General features: G+C 47.1%; 17 protein-coding genes and 2 pseudogenes. 13 read left to right on the top strand and 6 right to left on the bottom strand.

Annotated elements, in window-relative coordinates:
* The first annotated feature begins 53 nt into the window (after positions 1–53).
* The 6 genes from E0698_RS17740 to E0698_RS17715 all read left to right on the top strand — a co-directional run bounded on the left by E0698_RS17740 (position 54) and on the right by E0698_RS17715 (position 5,772).
* Positions 54–1,058: an ABC transporter substrate-binding protein gene (locus tag E0698_RS17740; protein WP_149094084.1), complete on the top strand. Its 1,005-nt coding sequence runs from the start codon at positions 54–56 to the stop codon at positions 1,056–1,058.
* Positions 1,059–1,168: 110 nt separating this feature from the next.
* The gene (locus E0698_RS17735) at positions 1,169–2,173 is read left to right on the top strand and encodes a FecCD family ABC transporter permease (RefSeq protein WP_192512408.1); all 1,005 of its coding nucleotides are present in this window, start codon (positions 1,169–1,171) and stop codon (positions 2,171–2,173) included.
* On the top strand, positions 2,170–3,261 hold the full coding sequence (locus E0698_RS17730) for a FecCD family ABC transporter permease (protein WP_192512407.1): 1,092 nt from the start codon (positions 2,170–2,172) through the stop codon (positions 3,259–3,261). The genes E0698_RS17735 and E0698_RS17730 overlap by 4 nt, the downstream gene beginning before the upstream one ends.
* A 102-nt stretch (positions 3,262–3,363) precedes the next feature.
* Positions 3,364–4,179 (top strand): ABC transporter ATP-binding protein, encoded by an 816-nt coding sequence (locus E0698_RS17725; protein ID WP_192512406.1) that lies wholly within the window; start codon positions 3,364–3,366, stop codon positions 4,177–4,179.
* Positions 4,151–5,017 (top strand): IucA/IucC family C-terminal-domain containing protein, encoded by an 867-nt coding sequence (locus E0698_RS17720; RefSeq protein ID WP_192512405.1) that lies wholly within the window; start codon positions 4,151–4,153, stop codon positions 5,015–5,017. The genes E0698_RS17725 and E0698_RS17720 overlap by 29 nt, the downstream gene beginning before the upstream one ends.
* Before the next feature lie 122 nt (positions 5,018–5,139).
* Positions 5,140–5,772: an RraA family protein gene (locus E0698_RS17715; RefSeq protein WP_134909771.1), complete on the top strand. Its 633-nt coding sequence runs from the start codon at positions 5,140–5,142 to the stop codon at positions 5,770–5,772.
* A 56-nt stretch (positions 5,773–5,828) separates the two neighbouring features.
* Here the strand turns inward: E0698_RS17715 and E0698_RS17710 are convergent.
* Positions 5,829–5,920 (bottom strand): annotated as a pseudogene (locus E0698_RS17710) (YlxR family protein); the annotation flags it as partial.
* 93 nt (positions 5,921–6,013) lie between these two features.
* Between E0698_RS17710 and E0698_RS17705 the strand changes: the two are divergent.
* Both E0698_RS17705 and E0698_RS17700 read left to right on the top strand, forming a co-directional pair.
* Positions 6,014–6,535, top strand: a complete 522-nt coding sequence (locus E0698_RS17705; RefSeq protein WP_192512404.1) for an AraC family ligand binding domain-containing protein — start codon at positions 6,014–6,016, stop codon at positions 6,533–6,535.
* 25 nt (positions 6,536–6,560) lie between these two features.
* Positions 6,561–7,022 (top strand): helix-turn-helix transcriptional regulator, encoded by a 462-nt coding sequence (locus E0698_RS17700; RefSeq protein ID WP_192512403.1) that lies wholly within the window; start codon positions 6,561–6,563, stop codon positions 7,020–7,022.
* A 169-nt stretch (positions 7,023–7,191) separates the two neighbouring features.
* On the opposite strand, the gene hslO is transcribed toward E0698_RS17700, so the two are convergent.
* Both hslO and E0698_RS17690 read right to left on the bottom strand, forming a co-directional pair.
* Positions 7,192–8,073 (bottom strand): Hsp33 family molecular chaperone HslO, encoded by an 882-nt coding sequence (hslO, locus tag E0698_RS17695; RefSeq protein WP_192512463.1) that lies wholly within the window; start codon positions 8,071–8,073, stop codon positions 7,192–7,194.
* A 31-nt stretch (positions 8,074–8,104) separates the two neighbouring features.
* Positions 8,105–8,587, bottom strand: a complete 483-nt coding sequence (locus tag E0698_RS17690) for an Rrf2 family transcriptional regulator (RefSeq protein WP_192512402.1) — start codon at positions 8,585–8,587, stop codon at positions 8,105–8,107.
* Between the two features lie 342 nt (positions 8,588–8,929).
* Here E0698_RS17690 and E0698_RS17685 point away from each other — a divergent pair, with 342 nt between their 5' ends.
* Positions 8,930–9,943, top strand: a complete 1,014-nt coding sequence (locus E0698_RS17685; protein WP_192512401.1) for an LLM class flavin-dependent oxidoreductase — start codon at positions 8,930–8,932, stop codon at positions 9,941–9,943.
* Between the two features lie 69 nt (positions 9,944–10,012).
* Here the strand turns inward: E0698_RS17685 and E0698_RS17680 are convergent, their stop codons facing one another.
* Positions 10,013–10,219, bottom strand: a complete 207-nt coding sequence (locus tag E0698_RS17680) for a hypothetical protein (RefSeq protein ID WP_192512400.1) — start codon at positions 10,217–10,219, stop codon at positions 10,013–10,015.
* On the bottom strand, positions 10,203–10,418 hold the full coding sequence (locus E0698_RS17675) for a hypothetical protein (RefSeq protein WP_192512399.1): 216 nt from the start codon (positions 10,416–10,418) through the stop codon (positions 10,203–10,205). The genes E0698_RS17680 and E0698_RS17675 overlap by 17 nt, the downstream gene beginning before the upstream one ends.
* A 6-nt stretch (positions 10,419–10,424) precedes the next feature.
* On the opposite strand from E0698_RS17675, the gene E0698_RS17670 reads away from it, so the two are divergent.
* From E0698_RS17670 to E0698_RS27025, 4 genes are all read left to right on the top strand, one after another.
* Positions 10,425–10,931, top strand: coding sequence for a helix-turn-helix transcriptional regulator (locus E0698_RS17670; protein ID WP_192512398.1), 507 nt, complete (start codon positions 10,425–10,427; stop codon positions 10,929–10,931).
* Between the two features lie 156 nt (positions 10,932–11,087).
* A complete protein-coding gene (locus tag E0698_RS17665) occupies positions 11,088–11,816 on the top strand; it encodes a glycosyltransferase family 2 protein (protein WP_149094073.1) in 729 nt (242 codons plus the stop codon).
* A 365-nt stretch (positions 11,817–12,181) separates the two neighbouring features.
* The gene (locus tag E0698_RS17660) at positions 12,182–12,535 is read left to right on the top strand and encodes a hypothetical protein (RefSeq protein WP_192512397.1); all 354 of its coding nucleotides are present in this window, start codon (positions 12,182–12,184) and stop codon (positions 12,533–12,535) included.
* 473 nt (positions 12,536–13,008) lie between these two features.
* Entirely contained in the window at positions 13,009–13,710 is a 702-nt protein-coding gene (locus E0698_RS27025; RefSeq protein ID WP_238354055.1) for a hypothetical protein, read from the top strand.
* A 380-nt stretch (positions 13,711–14,090) separates the two neighbouring features.
* Here E0698_RS27025 and E0698_RS17650 read toward each other — a convergent pair.
* Positions 14,091–14,342: pseudogene (locus E0698_RS17650) on the bottom strand (transposase); the annotation flags it as partial.
* Positions 14,343–14,409 lie beyond the last annotated feature (67 nt).

Here is a 14,409-nt window from a genome sequence, read left to right as displayed (position 1 = left end):
TAATAATGAGAATCAATATCATTATTGGCGATCTAAATAGGGGGAATAGAGAAATGCAAGCATCAGGCAAGGGGAGTATATGGATTGCGCTCATGGTTGTATTGCTGCTTTTATCAGGCTGCGGAGCTGGAGGCGCGGGTAAGAGTGTGGATTCCGGTGGAGCGACTGGAACGGATAAAGGAACGACGGATACACAGGGAGCGGCTTCAACCGATTCGGTGCGTATCATTGAGCATGTGTTGGGTAAAACCGAGATTAAGGGGACACCCAAGCGGATCGTAACGCTGTATAACGGAGCCAACGATGTTATGATCGCCTATGGTATAAAGCCTGTGGGGATTGTGGAGTCCCATGGAACGGAGCCCGTGTATGACTATTTAAAAAAGGATCTCGCAGGGATTCCCACGGTCGGGTTGGAAACACAGCCGAGCCTGGAGGAGATTTATAACCTGAAACCGGATGTCATCATTGCAACCCGATTCCGTAACGAGGCGACGTACCAGCAATTATCGGAAATTGCCCCTACCGTGGCCGTCAACGAAGTATATGAGTGGAAGGAAACCGTAAAACTGATCGGACAAGTGTTGAATCAGGAGGACAAAGGAACACAATTGCTGGCGGATTGGGATCGGCGTGTAGCGGATTTTAGGACGAAAATGGGTGACCGTCTGCCGATCAAGGCCTCCATTGTTAATTTCCGCGCGGACCATGCACGTATTTATTATATGGGCTATGCCGGGAAAATTCTGAAAGAGCTGGGCTTTACCCGTCCTCCTGCACAAGAAGGGGATCAGTGGGGAGTTAAAGTCAACAGCAAGGAAAGCATACCCGATATGAATGCAGATACATTGTTCGTATTTAACTCCGGTAAGGATCCGGCTGCGATTGAAAAAAATGTTGAAGCATGGACCCGTCATCCTCTATGGAAAAACCTTGATGCATACAAGAAAAATAGCATTTTTAAGGTCGACGAAGTGAACTGGAATTTGGCTGGAGGTTATCTGAGCGCGAATCGGATGCTGGATGATCTTTATAAAATGTATGATCTGAAATCATAAACCTACATGACAATAAGAACAACGGAAATATAGCAGAGGGGTGAGGGGTTATATCTCTCATCCTTCTTTTATGTTGTACCAGGCTGTTGGAAGAGTGAGGCTATGCAACGATGCTAACGACAAATTTAAGAAAATGGACTGGACTTGGTGTATGCCTGATTTTGTTGACAGGAGCTTTATTTCTTGGCCTACTGATGGGTAGAACGCTAATTAATCCAAATTTTATGATTTCTTCCTTATTTCATTATGATGCTCAAAATGTAGAGCATGTGCTGATACATACCGAACGTTTGCCGCGCACGGTCATTGCTGCTGTTGTAGGCGCGAGCTTGGCGATGGCAGGAGCCTTCATGCAGGCACTTACCCGCAACCCGTTGGCTTCGCCCAGTACGTTCGGTATCAATGCGGGTGCTTTGTTCTTCGTCTCTATCGCAGCGGTCGTGTTTTCGGTCGAGTCCATGATGTCTCTGATGGGCTTTGCCTTGATCGGCGCAGGACTGGCGGCTGTTCTGGTGTACGTCATCGGATCATTAGGCAGGGATGGTTTGACGCCAGTCAAGATTGTATTGTCCGGCTCTGCCATTCACGCTTTGTTTATGTCGATGATCCAAATTATTTTGGTGCTGAATGAAACGGGAATGCAAAATGTGTTGTTCTGGATGGCAGGCTCTGTCAGCGGACGTTCGCTGGAGATGCTACAGCCTTTATTTCCTTTTTTGCTAGTGGCTGGGATCTCGGCGATGTTTATGGGTAGAGCGGTGAATCTGCTCGTGACTGGGGAAGATGTAGCGAAGGGCTTGGGGCAAAATATCTTATGGGTAAAATGCGCGATGGGCCTGATTATTGTGGTGCTGGCTGGATGCTCTGTTGCTATTGCGGGGGCGATTGGCTTTGTCGGTCTGATCATTCCGCATGTGGCGCGTGCTTTGGTTGGTGCGGATTACCGCTGGATTACCCCTTTTTCGGCGGTACTGGGTGCTTTGCTATTGGTGTCGGCGGATACCGCAGCCAGAGTGCTGATTTCGCCGCAGGAAATTCCGATTGGCGTCATTACAGCTTTGATCGGGGTTCCCTTTTTCGTCTACATTGCCCGTAAAGGGGTGGCGTGGAAATGAAGCGTGTGAATTTGAAGCATGGGACTGGCAGAGACGGCATGAGTGCGAAGCATTATGTGACGCTGCGCAGCAGGAGCGGCAGGTTTCATATCCAACTGGAAAAAAGAGCGTTATGGATCATGGGCGGACTGGCCTTGGCGCTACTGATCATTGGCGTGATGAGTGTAGGCTGGGGAGATACGTATGTGCACCCTTGGGAAGTGCTTCGAGCGATATGGGGGCGTGGCACAGGCGATTATGATTTTATTTTGTACAGGCTGCGGTTTCCGCGAGCGCTTACAGGAGTGCTGGTTGGTGCGGCTCTGGGCATCGCGGGAGCGGTGCTTCAGGGCATTATCCGCAATCCGTTGGCATCCCCGGATATCCTCGGGATTACAGGCGGAGCATCCGTAGCGGCAGTTACGTTCATTGCTTACGGGGGAGCTGTTTTGAGCATTCAATGGCTGCCTGTGGTGGCTGTCGCTGGAGCGCTGGTCGTATCGCTGCTTGTGTATATATTGGCCTGGAAGGACGGAGTGACGCCAATCCGGCTGGTGCTGGTGGGGATTGGTTTGGCTTCTGCCATGAGCTCGATTACGACGCTGATGCTGGTCATGAGCTCGTCCTTTACAGCCGGCAAGGCTTATATTTGGCTGACGGGCAGCGTGTATGGAGCATCGTGGAATAACGTATATACCATGCTGATCGCTGTTGTGATCTGCACACCTCTGGTTCTCTATTTTTCACGCAGCCTCAACACACAGGAGTTGGGGGATGATGTGGCTACCGGCTTGGGAGTGGAGGTGCAGCGGCATCGTGTGATGTTGCTGCTGCTCAGTGTGATTCTTGCTGGAACTGCAGTAGCAGTTGCGGGAGCGATTGGTTTTGTGGGTTTAATCGCGCCGCATATTGCGCGCAGATGGGTAGGCCGCTCTATGGGTAGCCTGACGCTGGTGTCAGCATTGGTAGGGGGATTGCTGGTGTATCTCGCCGACTTGCTGGCCCGTACGGCTTTTTATCCGATTGATATTCCCGCAGGCATTTTTACAGCAGGGGTGGGCGCACCGTTTTTCCTATATTTGCTGCTCCAGCGCCGAAATCGGCATTAAAGCCGAGCTGGAATTTTTTTGGACACTTATGGGTGTTTTTCTTTTTTAAATGGAATATACAAGATCTTAAGTTCGCAGTTTATAAAAGGGGAGGGAAGCTGCATGGGTTTAGAGGTAAAGGACCTGATGATTAACTACGGGACAGATCCGGTTATTCAAGAGCTGGACCTGCAAATTCCGGAGGGAAAGATAACGGTGCTAGTAGGCAGCAATGGGTGTGGAAAATCGACGATTTTGCGTGCCATGGCGCGGCTATTGAAGCCTGCGGCGGGAGCGGTGCTGCTGGATGGTCAGGCTATTGCCCAGTTACCCTCCAAGCAGATTGCCAAAAGGCTATCCATTTTGCCGCAGGGACCCTCAGCGCCGGAAGGACTGACCGTGTATCAGTTGGTCAAGCAGGGCAGATATCCACATCAGAGCTGGCTGAGGCAGTGGTCGGCAGAGGATGAAGCACAGGTACAAAACGCGTTGCAAGCGACGCAATTGGATGCTTTTGCAGATCGTACAGTAGATTCCTTATCCGGCGGGCAGCGTCAGCGAGCATGGATTTCCATGACTTTGGCACAGGGGACGGATATGATCTTACTGGATGAGCCGACGACCTATTTGGACATGACGCATCAAATTGAGATTTTGGACCTTCTGTTTGATCTGAATGAACGAGAAGGGAGGACCATTGTCATGGTGCTGCATGATCTGAATCTGGCTTGTCGCTATGCGCACCATATGGTTGCGGTATACGATAAGCGCATTTACGCGCAGGGAAAGCCGGAAGAAATCATGACCGCAAAGACGGTGGAAAAGGTATTCCAACTGCGCTGCCAAGTCATTCCTGATCCTTTGTACGGAACACCAATGTTTATTCCTCATGGAAAGGGGAGGAAAATGGATGCCGTACGCCAAAGGGTCTTCGTTTGAGCCTGCGGAATGGTCGTATTTGACGGAAAAATTGCGAATAGACAGCAGTGGTGAACAGGCTCTATCCGGACGGTATGATCTACCTGCCAGCGAATTGCTGGATGCAACTCAATGCGCCATGTATCTGGATCGGCTGGCAGGGCTACATGATTTTTCTTCACGCAAGGTAACGGCCTCTGTTTTGGCGAAGCGGTACGGTTTTTTGATCGTGTCCCCGGCTCTGTATGCCATGTCGGTGTATAACAAGATGCTGGAAGTCGAGATTGCCGATTGTGTGATTCAATCTGCTTTTGTCAAGGATACCTGGCTTCCAAGGTTGCATTTGAACAGACTACTCGTTACGGAATGTGACAGCGGAAAGAAGGATGAGGATGGGGGAGACAGCGGCCAAGAGCAGCGTCATGCTTGGCGTGATCACGTCATCCGGCATGTATTTGCAGAGCATTTGGCCCTGGTGTGGCGATCTGTGTCCGCTGTTGCTTCCATTCCAAGGACGATATTATGGGAAAACACCGCCATCTATGTTTATGCGCTATATGAAGACCGTATCCGGCAGGAGCTAAAAAGCGGGGATCGGTTGCGAACGGAAGGGGATTTTAAATATTTGACCTGTGAAGCTCCGGCTCACTTGTTTGGTGAACGGCAAAATCCGCTGGCTCAGTATTTTGGCTCTCCCCGTACAGAGAGAGCGGCCATACCTGTAACCACATCGGTAACCGCTGCGCCCACTGCGGCTGTGAAAGCTGTACGTGTTCGCAAAACCTGCTGCTATTTTTATCAGATGAAGGAAACGGGCAGCTATTGCCCTACCTGTCCGAAGATACATTGTACGAGCTAAGTATGAGCTACGATGTTTAGGCTATAGTGAGCTGAAAATTTTGCCTAAGCGCCATTCCGCCTGCTTTGATTCCTAGATGTATAGTGTGAGTTTTGGTTAGATCACGAAAGGAGCTGGTTTGTATGTTTCGGATTCAACCACGGGTACAGGGTGTAACGAAGGAGCTGCTGGAGCTTTATCAGCATGTTAGTGCTTCTACCCTTGGGCATTTCACGGATTTTGGATGTATGCAGGGGGCGCTGCCGTTGTTTCGTCCCATTCGTTTGCTGGGGAATGCAGTGACCGTGAGGCTTCCCCATCTGGACTCCACCGCTGTTCGTCATGCACTGGAATTGGCACAAGCGGGTGATGTGCTTGTTGTCGATATGTCCGGTGACGACGCTAGAGCCTGTTGGGGAGAATTTAGAGCCTATGTAGCGATGAAAAAACAACTGGCTGGTGTGATTGTTTCCGGTTGTGTCACAGATGTTGGTGTCTTGAACCAGCTGCAATTTCCCGTCTTTTCCAAAGGGGTTAGTGCCTTGACTACACGTACACTGGAACTGGAGGGAGAGGTGAATACGCCGATTAGCCTGTTTGGGGTCAGCGTACATCCGGGTGATCTCATTTTGGGTGATGACGATGGCGTATTTGTAGTGAAGCCGGAGGAAGCATGGGAATTTGGGGAAAAAGCTTTGGAAAAACAGCGCAAGGAGGAGCTTACGCGCAAGCAATTCGGATACGATCAGCTTTTGAATGCCCGGCTGGAAAAGTAGACATTGCACGCGCGTCAGGTGTCCGGTATAGTGTGGATAAAGATTTTGCCATCCTCGGCGCCGCGTCCTGCTTTTTTACCCGTCAGATCTATTTGGATACCCTGGTCCTGAGTACGTACAATCCGCACAAGCTCCTTTTTAGGAGCATTTTTTTACATACAACGCATTGACGCAGAGGGGCTTTCTTGTTTTATTGTCAATCTCATCGCATGACATCTGGGAGAGAGCAGGAGGGAAAACGATGAACCACCAGCAATTGGATGAATTTCTCAGAAGCCTGGATGCTGTAGAGGAAATACAGATTCGCACCGGGAAAAATGTGAACGATTTAGAACCCCTGGGGTTTCATATTACCGAGAGCGAAATAGGACATGAGATTCTTCGAATGCAGGGCAAATATTTTTTTGATAGCGGTTCCATTTATATGAGCAAGCACCATCGTTTTGCGGACATGCCCTTACACAATCATGATTTTATTGAAATGAATTATATGTATTCCGGGGAATGCAGACAGGTTATTGACGGCAGGGAAATTAGGCTGGAGCAGGGGCAGATATGTATTTTGGATATGAATGTTCCGCACAGCATTTACGCGCTTGGGGAAAATGATATTTTGGTTAATTTGATTATGAAAATGGAAGCGTTCTCAACCACTTTTTTTGGACGGTTCAGTAATACGGGGATTGTGTCTGATTTTCTGGCTAACGCGGTATCCCGGGACAGACGACACAACCGTTATATTATTTCATTCCCAGCAGCATGAGAATGTACAGTATATTTTTAAAAATATGCTGTGTGAATTTCTATCCCCCCAGGATTATGCTCAGCAGATGCTAAGTCATTATGTGCCTTTGCTGCTTACCGAGCTGATGCGGGTGTATCAGCTGGATATGAATTTTGAGCTGGATCATAAGCCGGGTAAAGCGAGCATTATTGATATTTTGCAATACATTGAGCAGCATTATCGGGATTGCACGCTACCCCAATTGGGGGCGGCGTTTAGTTTTAACGCTAATTATCTGGGGAATTTGCTTAAAGAGCAGACAGGCAAAACCTTTCGGGAGCTTGTCCAAACCCAACGGATGCTGCACGCGGAGACGCTACTTCGCCATACGAACCACAGCATCAGCGAAATAGCGTATGAGGTCGGATACGAAAGCCTGGGCTTTTTTTATCGGAAATTTAAGGAGTACTCAGGCTATACGCCCAGTCAATATCGAGAGTGTCAGGGGCGGGTGAATGAGGTTTGAGATTGACAACAAGGTTCGAATAAAAGGAAAAAAGCTGTCCCTTAGTAGCTAAAACTACCTTGGGACAGCTCTTATTAGGAGATTTTGCTTAGCAAGGATTAGTCTCTTCCTTGGTTAGTACCGGCACTGCGAAGTAAGGCACCGATGTTGCAGGATAGACTTGTTGCAATTATGAAGTAGCCGTTTCCAGCATGCCTTCGAGATCTTTTTTGGTCAGATGGTAATGCTCGTTGCAAAAATGGCAATGTGCTTCGGCCTGTCCATCGGTATGGATCATATCTGCGATTTCCTCACTACCTAAGCTGATAATGGCATTAGAAACTCGTTCCTCAGAGCAGGGGCAATGGAATTGCACAGGCATGGTTTCCAATACTTTAATATTGTCTTCTCCCAAAATCTGTCCAAGTATCTGCTCCGGCGTCAGTCCTTGCATGACCATAGCGGAAATACTCGGAATGGCCTCAAGGCGTCTCTCAATAAAACTGATTACCTCTTCCTGCGTACCCGGCATTAGCTGAATAATAAATCCGCCAGCCGCCTGAATGGAGTTGTCAGGATTGACAATCACCCCGGCTCCAACAGAAGAAGGAATTTGTTCAGATTGGACCAGATATGAGGTGAAGTCCTCACCCAGCTCACCTGATATAAGAGGGACTTGTCCGACAAAAGGCTGCTTTAATCCGATATCCTTGGATACAATCAGCGCTCCATCTGTTCCAACTGCTCTGGCGACATCTAATTTCCCTATATGATTAAGGTCGAAATGGGTTTGCGGATTTTTTACATAACCTCTAACTTCTCCTTTGGCATTGGTATCGACAAGAATAGTGCCAATGGGGCCGCCACCGTTAATCCTGATCGTCAGTTTATCCTCATCTTTAAGCATGGCCCCGAGCATAACGCCGACCGTCATGGAGCGTCCCAATGCAGCCGATGCCGTGGGCCAGGTATGATGACGCCGTTGTGCTTCACTCACCGTCTCCGTTGTTCTAACGGCGTAAGCCCGGACCTGGTTATTGTAGGCAAGAGCTTTTAATAAATAATCGTTCATGTTCATGATCCTTTCTGCGATTTCAAATTCTTTACAGAACCATTTTTTCCTGAATCCAGTTTTCCAAAGAAGTAATTTTGGCAGCATAACCCGCTTTATAAAAGTCAGCGGATAATGATGCGATGGTTTCCCTTTTCAGAACTGCCTTCCAGGACGTTTCCGCCTCTTCCATCAAATCTGTCAACAGACAGCACTGATCTTCTTCCTTTAATTCAAGCATATCGTTGTAAATACCACTGGAAGAATAGAGCGTCTGTTGTCCTTCGATCGCAAGATAAATATCAAATACCCGAATATCCTCAGGTTTTTTCTTTAATTTAAACCCGCCTTTGACCCCGGGAACAGAAGTAATCAAATCAGAGCTGACCAATTTTCGCAACAGCTTATGAAAATAAGTGGGCGAAGCACCTACTTGTTGGCTGATGGCCTCTCCTGGCAAAACCGCTTTGTCTGGCAGCATCGCGAGTAGCAGGAGGGCGTAGACAGATTGTTCGACGCCTGTTTTCATATGCATTAGCATCACCTCTATACATTCAAAATCCGTAATCCGGCTAATATGGATAATGATTATCCATATAAGTGAATGATAGAGGAGCTTTTCGTAAAAGTAAACTATTTCTCAAAAAAATTAAAAATTTAATTCATTTGCAATTCATAACGGGACACATTATTATATTTGACATATCAATTGATATGTCAAATAATTAAAGCGGTGAGGGGAATCGTAAAACGATACTCTGACAGTGCAGCTATTTTACTGATTATATGTGATGGTGGAGGAAATGGGACAGGCGTTTACTTCATCAGTGATATAGCATTTCACCAGCGATACAATTACAGGGAGGTTCATTGAAAAATGACTATTCGGAACGTTGCACTATCTATACTAGACCTTGCACCTGTCATTGAAGGCGGTACTCCTGCCGATTCCTTCCGTGATACCGTTGCTCTTGCCCAGCATGCCGAGCAATGGGGATATCATCGGTACTGGCTGGCGGAGCATCATAACATGCAGGCGGTGGCCAGCGCGGCTACTTCACTGGTTATCGGGCACGTAGCTGCGCATACCAACAAGATTCGGGTAGGCTCAGGCGGCATCATGCTGGCTAATCATGCTCCGCTCATGATTGCAGAGCAGTTCGGAACGTTAGAGTCACTGTATCCGGGACGGATTGATCTGGGACTGGGTAGGGCTCCAGGCACAGATCAGCCTGCCATGAGGGCGCTACGGCGAGGGCTGCACAGCACTGGTGAAGATTTCCCGGAGCAATTAAATGAGCTGCGTTCCTATTTCAATCCAGCGTTAAAAGGGGGAGTTCCAGGTGTACGGGCGGTTCCGGGAGAAGGGCTGGATATACCGATCTGGCTGCTGGGATCAAGCGGATTCAGCGCACAGTTGGCAGGTCAGCTTGGGTTGCCGTTCGCGTTTGCCAGTCACTTTGCCCCGGCTCATTTGCTACAGGCTCTGGAGCTGTATCATCGCAATTTCCATCCATCGAAGGCACTGGATAAGCCGTATGTGATGGTTGGCGTCAATGTGGTTGTTGCAGATTCTGATGAGGAGGCACAGTGGCTTTTCACTTCACAAGAACAGCAATTCCTCAATGTGATACGCGGGCAGAGCGGGAAACTAAAGCCACCAGTTGATGACATGGAGAAGCTCTGGAGTGAGCAGGAGAGGGGGGCGGTTCGCGGCAATATGTTGGGGTATTCTGCAATCGGTAGCCCTGATACGGTCAAGCAAAAGCTTGATTTTATAATGAATCAGACGAGAGCCAATGAGCTGATTACAACTTCTCATATATATGATCATCAAGCGCGCCTGCGGTCGTATGAGCTGCTTGCCAAAGTGATGCGAACAGACGAGTAGTTAGTCAAATAGTAAGGCCGTGCCGAAAAAGGTTCTCACAACCCGATTCTGGCACGGCCTTATTATATTTTAAAGCTTATACTTACGAATCAAATAGGTTGGGGTGCAGCTCCACGCGTGACAGTAGCTGTTGATCAGATAACTGCCGTAGGGTGAAAAGGCTTTATTATGGGGATCGTACAATTCCCAGAACCTATCCGCTCCATCCCGTACCATACCTCCCCAGTAGGATTTGAGGTGTTTTACAGCCCCTTCCCGGTCACCTGTGATCAGCAAAGCTTCGACCAAATAGTGATGCATATACGGTGTCGTCAGGCCGATATCCGGTTACTCGGACAGCAAGCGTTGCTGTCGTGACGTCTCTCAACCGCTGATTCAGGAACGGAAGCTTGTCAGGATTAACCTGCTCAGCCAATCGAGTGGTCCGTTTTAACGTGTAAATAAGTATGGCTTGAGAAGGGGCTTGCTTATCCAACTGCTCATGCCAGTCGATAAGAAACCACCATTCGTCGGTGTGCGGTGGGAGGTGATGATTGCCCAAGGTGTACTCGATCATCCGCAAGCAGAATTGGTATTGATGGAAAAGCATGGTCTGGTTACGTGGGGAGAAACATCCGAAGCAGCCTATGCGAAAACAATTATTGATATTTTGCAATACATTGAGCAGCATTATCGGGATTGCACGCTACCTCAATTGGGGGTGGCATTTAATTTTAACGCTAATTATCTGGGGAGTTTGCTTAAAGAGCAGACAGGCAAAACCTTTCGGGAGCTTGTTCAAACCCAACGTATGCTGTACGCAGAGACGCTACTTCGCCATACAAACCAGAATATTAGCGAAATAGCATACGAGGTGGGATACGAAAGTCTGGGCTTTTTTTATCGGAAATTTAAGGAGTATTCAGGGTATACGCCCAGTCAATATCGTGAGTGTCAGAAGCGAACGGGGGAGGTTCGACACTCAAGACGACATTTTCAAATGAGGTAAAATGATTCCCATAATAGCTACAATATGATTTATCATCTCTCACATACTCGCTTAACGAAAAGCTCGTCTTCCACGACTTGAACCCTACAAATATAAATTGCATATATTATCAAGCAAGTCGATCCATAAGCTTTGAGTGTGAAAGGGGAAGAACACGTGATAATACATGTATATGCTTTATGCTGGAATGAAGAAAAAATGCTCCCGTTTTTTTTAAAGCACTATGATAATATAGCGGATCAATACTATATTTTCGATAATGACTCAACTGATAATTCTGTATCCATGTTAAGGGAAAATCCCAAAGTTGTTATAGATAGATTCGAAATAGAAGGTAATTCTCTCGTGAAATCAGCACAAGATAAATTCAATCAATTTTGGAAAGGAAGCAGAGGAAAGGCAGACTGGGTTATTGTCTGTGACGCAGATGAACATTTCTATCACCCTAACCTTAGAACATATCTGCAAGAATGCACCTCTAAAGGGATAACATGGATTGTCCCTGATGGTTATGAGATGGTTTCTGATTTTTTTCCGAGTAGCCATCAGCCATTACATGAAACGGTAAGGAATGGTGTAAGAAGTCAAACGTACGATAAGCCTCAAATATTTAATCCAAATGCGATACAAGAAATAAATTTCAGTCCTGGCAGGCATACTGCTTCACCTACAGGAGACGTCATAAAGCCATCCAATAATGATGTTTTATTGCTACATTATAAATACTTGGGATTTGACTATATAAATTCACGTTTCTCGGCTTTAAAACAAGGACTGCGAGAAGGGGACACAGCAAATAGATGGGGATTTCATTATTTATGGGATGAGAAACAAAGGTTGGAACAATTCGAGGAATTAAAAAATAAATCTGTTAGAGTGTTGTAGATTTACAAGGATAAAGGCACCTTTTTTCTCAGGGTGCCTTTATCCTTTTATGGTTGGAAATGAAATTGGATGAATCAGCTTACTTAATGCTCGGTCACTACCTTTTAATGTCCCCGGAATTTAAAAAGGCTTCCATAAGTAGATAGATATCTATTTTTATTTTAATAGGTAAACAAACAATCATATGTAACACATTATTAATATGATACATGGAGCTACATTAATCCCTATTCTGTTCTATATAAATTGAACCGTAAAATAATATAGTGGATATAAGCCTAAATATATTTTTTTAGTTCAATATATATAGCATTTTTTACAATATGGATTTGTAGTTAATAAATAGTAAAGGAGAGATCAACTTAATGGCAGTATTATCAACTGGACCTATTGAGAATAGTCCTGTTAGTGGGGCCAGGCCTATTCAGCAGGTTACCGTTAAAATAATTAACCGTGATTTAGTCAATTCTTCAATTATTTTAATTCAAGGATACATTTTAAATGGTTTACGAACATTGAATGTACTAGAACAAATAGCTTTAGCCCCCAATGCAGTTATTACGAAAAATTATCTAGCGAACTTCGACGCATATGAATTCATTTTTACCACAAGCGGTTTAGCAGAAGAAAGTACTGATATTTCAGTTTGGGGAAAAAACGGGAGTGGTACAATCATTGGTGCTCAGCGTATTGTTTCGGATGAGCAACTAGAGTCTTAAAACTCAACAAATGTACAGAGATAAAACCACATTGTTCACAAAAAAAGTTTGCTTTTACTAGAAAGGAGTGAGTATCTAAATGGCAGTATTATCTACTGGACCCATTGCAAACGATCCTGTTCTAGGAGTCCGACCCACCCAACTGGTCACAGTAAAAATAGATAACCGAGATTCTGTAAATTCTTCTACTGTTTTGATCGAGGGTTTTATTTTAAACGGGAGTAGAACATTATATGTACAACAACTAGTGGTAGTGGGACCAAATGCGGTTTTAACTAGGAATTTCTTTGCAAATGTAGACGCATTTGAATTCGTTTTTACCACAAGCGGACCAGCAGTGAATGAAACTCAAATTTCTGTTTGGGGTAAAGATGCATTGGGGCAATTAGTACCTGCCCATCGGTTAGTATCTGATGAACTTTTAGGAACCGATCAAGGCGTCCAAGGACCGCAGGGCGTTCAAGGAACACAAGGTGCTCAAGGACCTCAAGGCGTTCAAGGAGCACAAGGAGTCCAAGGACCACAGGGTGTTCAAGGCGTACAAGGTGGCCAAGGACCACAAGGCGACCAAGGGTCTGGTGTTCAAGGGCCGCAAGGTGCCCAAGGACCACAGGGAGTTCAAGGATCACAAGGCGACCAAGGCCCTCAAGGAGTTCAAGGCGTCCAAGGTGACCAAGGACCTCAAGGCGTTCAAGGATCGCAAGGCGACCAAGGCCCTCAAGGAGTTCAAGGCGTTCAAGGTGATCAAGGACCTCAAGGTGTCCAAGGTGTCCAAGGTGTCCAAGGAGTACAAGGCGACCAAGGACCACAAGGTGATCAAGGACCACAGGGAGTTCAGGGAGCGCAAGGCGACCAAGGACCACAAGGTGATCAAGGACCACAGGGAGTTCAGGGAGCGCAAGGCGACCAAGGACCTCAAGGAGTTCAAGGAGCACAAGGCGACCAAGGACCTCAAGGGGTTCAAGGAGTCCAAGGCGACCAAGGACCTCAGGGAGTTCAAGGAGTCCAAGGCGACCAAGGCCCTCAAGGAGTTCAAGGCGTCCAAGGCGACCAAGGACCTCAAGGTGTTCAAGGCGTCCAAGGACCTCAGGGAGTTCAAGGAGCACAAGGCGACCAAGGCCCTCAGGGAGTTCAAGGAGTCCAAGGCGATCAAGGACCTCAAGGAGCCCGGGTGACCAAGGCCCTCAAGGCGTTCAAGGCCCTCTAGGTCCACAAGGTGTTCAAGGCCCTCTAGGTGCTCAAGGCCCTCTAGGTCCACAAGGTGCTCAAGGCCCTCTAGGTGCTCAAGGCCCTCTAGGTCCACAAGGTGCTCAAGGCCCTCAAGGCGACCAAGGCCCTCAAGGTGTTCAAGGACCGCAAGGAGTTCAAGGCGTACAAGGTGACCAAGGACCGCAAGGAGTTCAAGGCGTACAAGGTGACCAAGGCCCTCTATAAGCTTAAGGTCAAGGTATATTTAGATAACTATGGGGCTGTCCCAAAAGTAGATTTCGACGTTAGAGACAACCCTTCTCATTCTAAAAAAACCACAAAAGTCAGCAAAGCAGCGATTCTCCCGTTATTGGAGAATCGCTGCTTTGCATTTTTGGTCCACTGCGGCTTGCTTCAGCACATGATGGGCAAGTGAAAGCCAGCCGACCTCAAGCGTCACCTTCTCCATGCCGCGAAGCAGAAACCGCCGGAAACCCCGGTTGTTTTTCAGTTGTCCAAATACGCTTTCCGGTTCCGTCATTCGGCGCACGGCCAAGGTGTACCCTTCTTCACTTCGAAGGGTTTCCCGAGCTTGGTTCTGGTATCTTAACGGCTGCATTAACGACACGAACGAGGTGATTAGGAGGAATATCTTCTTCTAAATCCATTGGCAAGCAAAGTTGGTC

This window comes from Paenibacillus sp. 23TSA30-6, assembly GCF_014858585.1.
In the GTDB taxonomy this organism is placed as follows: domain Bacteria; phylum Bacillota; class Bacilli; order Paenibacillales; family Paenibacillaceae; genus Paenibacillus.
The sequence above is the reverse complement of the archived record's forward strand: the minus strand, read 5'-3'. Positions and strand labels throughout refer to the sequence as shown.

Coding starts and splice junctions, on each gene's coding strand:
- E0698_RS17740 (WP_149094084.1), top strand. CDS start 54: ATGCAAGCATCAGGCAAGGGGAGTATATGGATTGCGCTCATGGTTGTA.
- E0698_RS17735 (WP_192512408.1), top strand. CDS start 1,169: ATGCTAACGACAAATTTAAGAAAATGGACTGGACTTGGTGTATGCCTG.
- E0698_RS17730 (WP_192512407.1), top strand. CDS start 2,170: ATGAAGCGTGTGAATTTGAAGCATGGGACTGGCAGAGACGGCATGAGT.
- E0698_RS17725 (WP_192512406.1), top strand. CDS start 3,364: ATGGGTTTAGAGGTAAAGGACCTGATGATTAACTACGGGACAGATCCG.
- E0698_RS17720 (WP_192512405.1), top strand. CDS start 4,151: ATGCCGTACGCCAAAGGGTCTTCGTTTGAGCCTGCGGAATGGTCGTAT.
- E0698_RS17715 (WP_134909771.1), top strand. CDS start 5,140: ATGTTTCGGATTCAACCACGGGTACAGGGTGTAACGAAGGAGCTGCTG.
- E0698_RS17705 (WP_192512404.1), top strand. CDS start 6,014: ATGAACCACCAGCAATTGGATGAATTTCTCAGAAGCCTGGATGCTGTA.
- E0698_RS17700 (WP_192512403.1), top strand. CDS start 6,561: ATGCTGTGTGAATTTCTATCCCCCCAGGATTATGCTCAGCAGATGCTA.
- hslO (WP_192512463.1), bottom strand. CDS start 8,073: ATGAACGATTATTTATTAAAAGCTCTTGCCTACAATAACCAGGTCCGG.
- E0698_RS17690 (WP_192512402.1), bottom strand. CDS start 8,587: ATGCATATGAAAACAGGCGTCGAACAATCTGTCTACGCCCTCCTGCTA.
- E0698_RS17685 (WP_192512401.1), top strand. CDS start 8,930: ATGACTATTCGGAACGTTGCACTATCTATACTAGACCTTGCACCTGTC.
- E0698_RS17670 (WP_192512398.1), top strand. CDS start 10,425: ATGCCAGTCGATAAGAAACCACCATTCGTCGGTGTGCGGTGGGAGGTG.
- E0698_RS17660 (WP_192512397.1), top strand. CDS start 12,182: ATGGCAGTATTATCAACTGGACCTATTGAGAATAGTCCTGTTAGTGGG.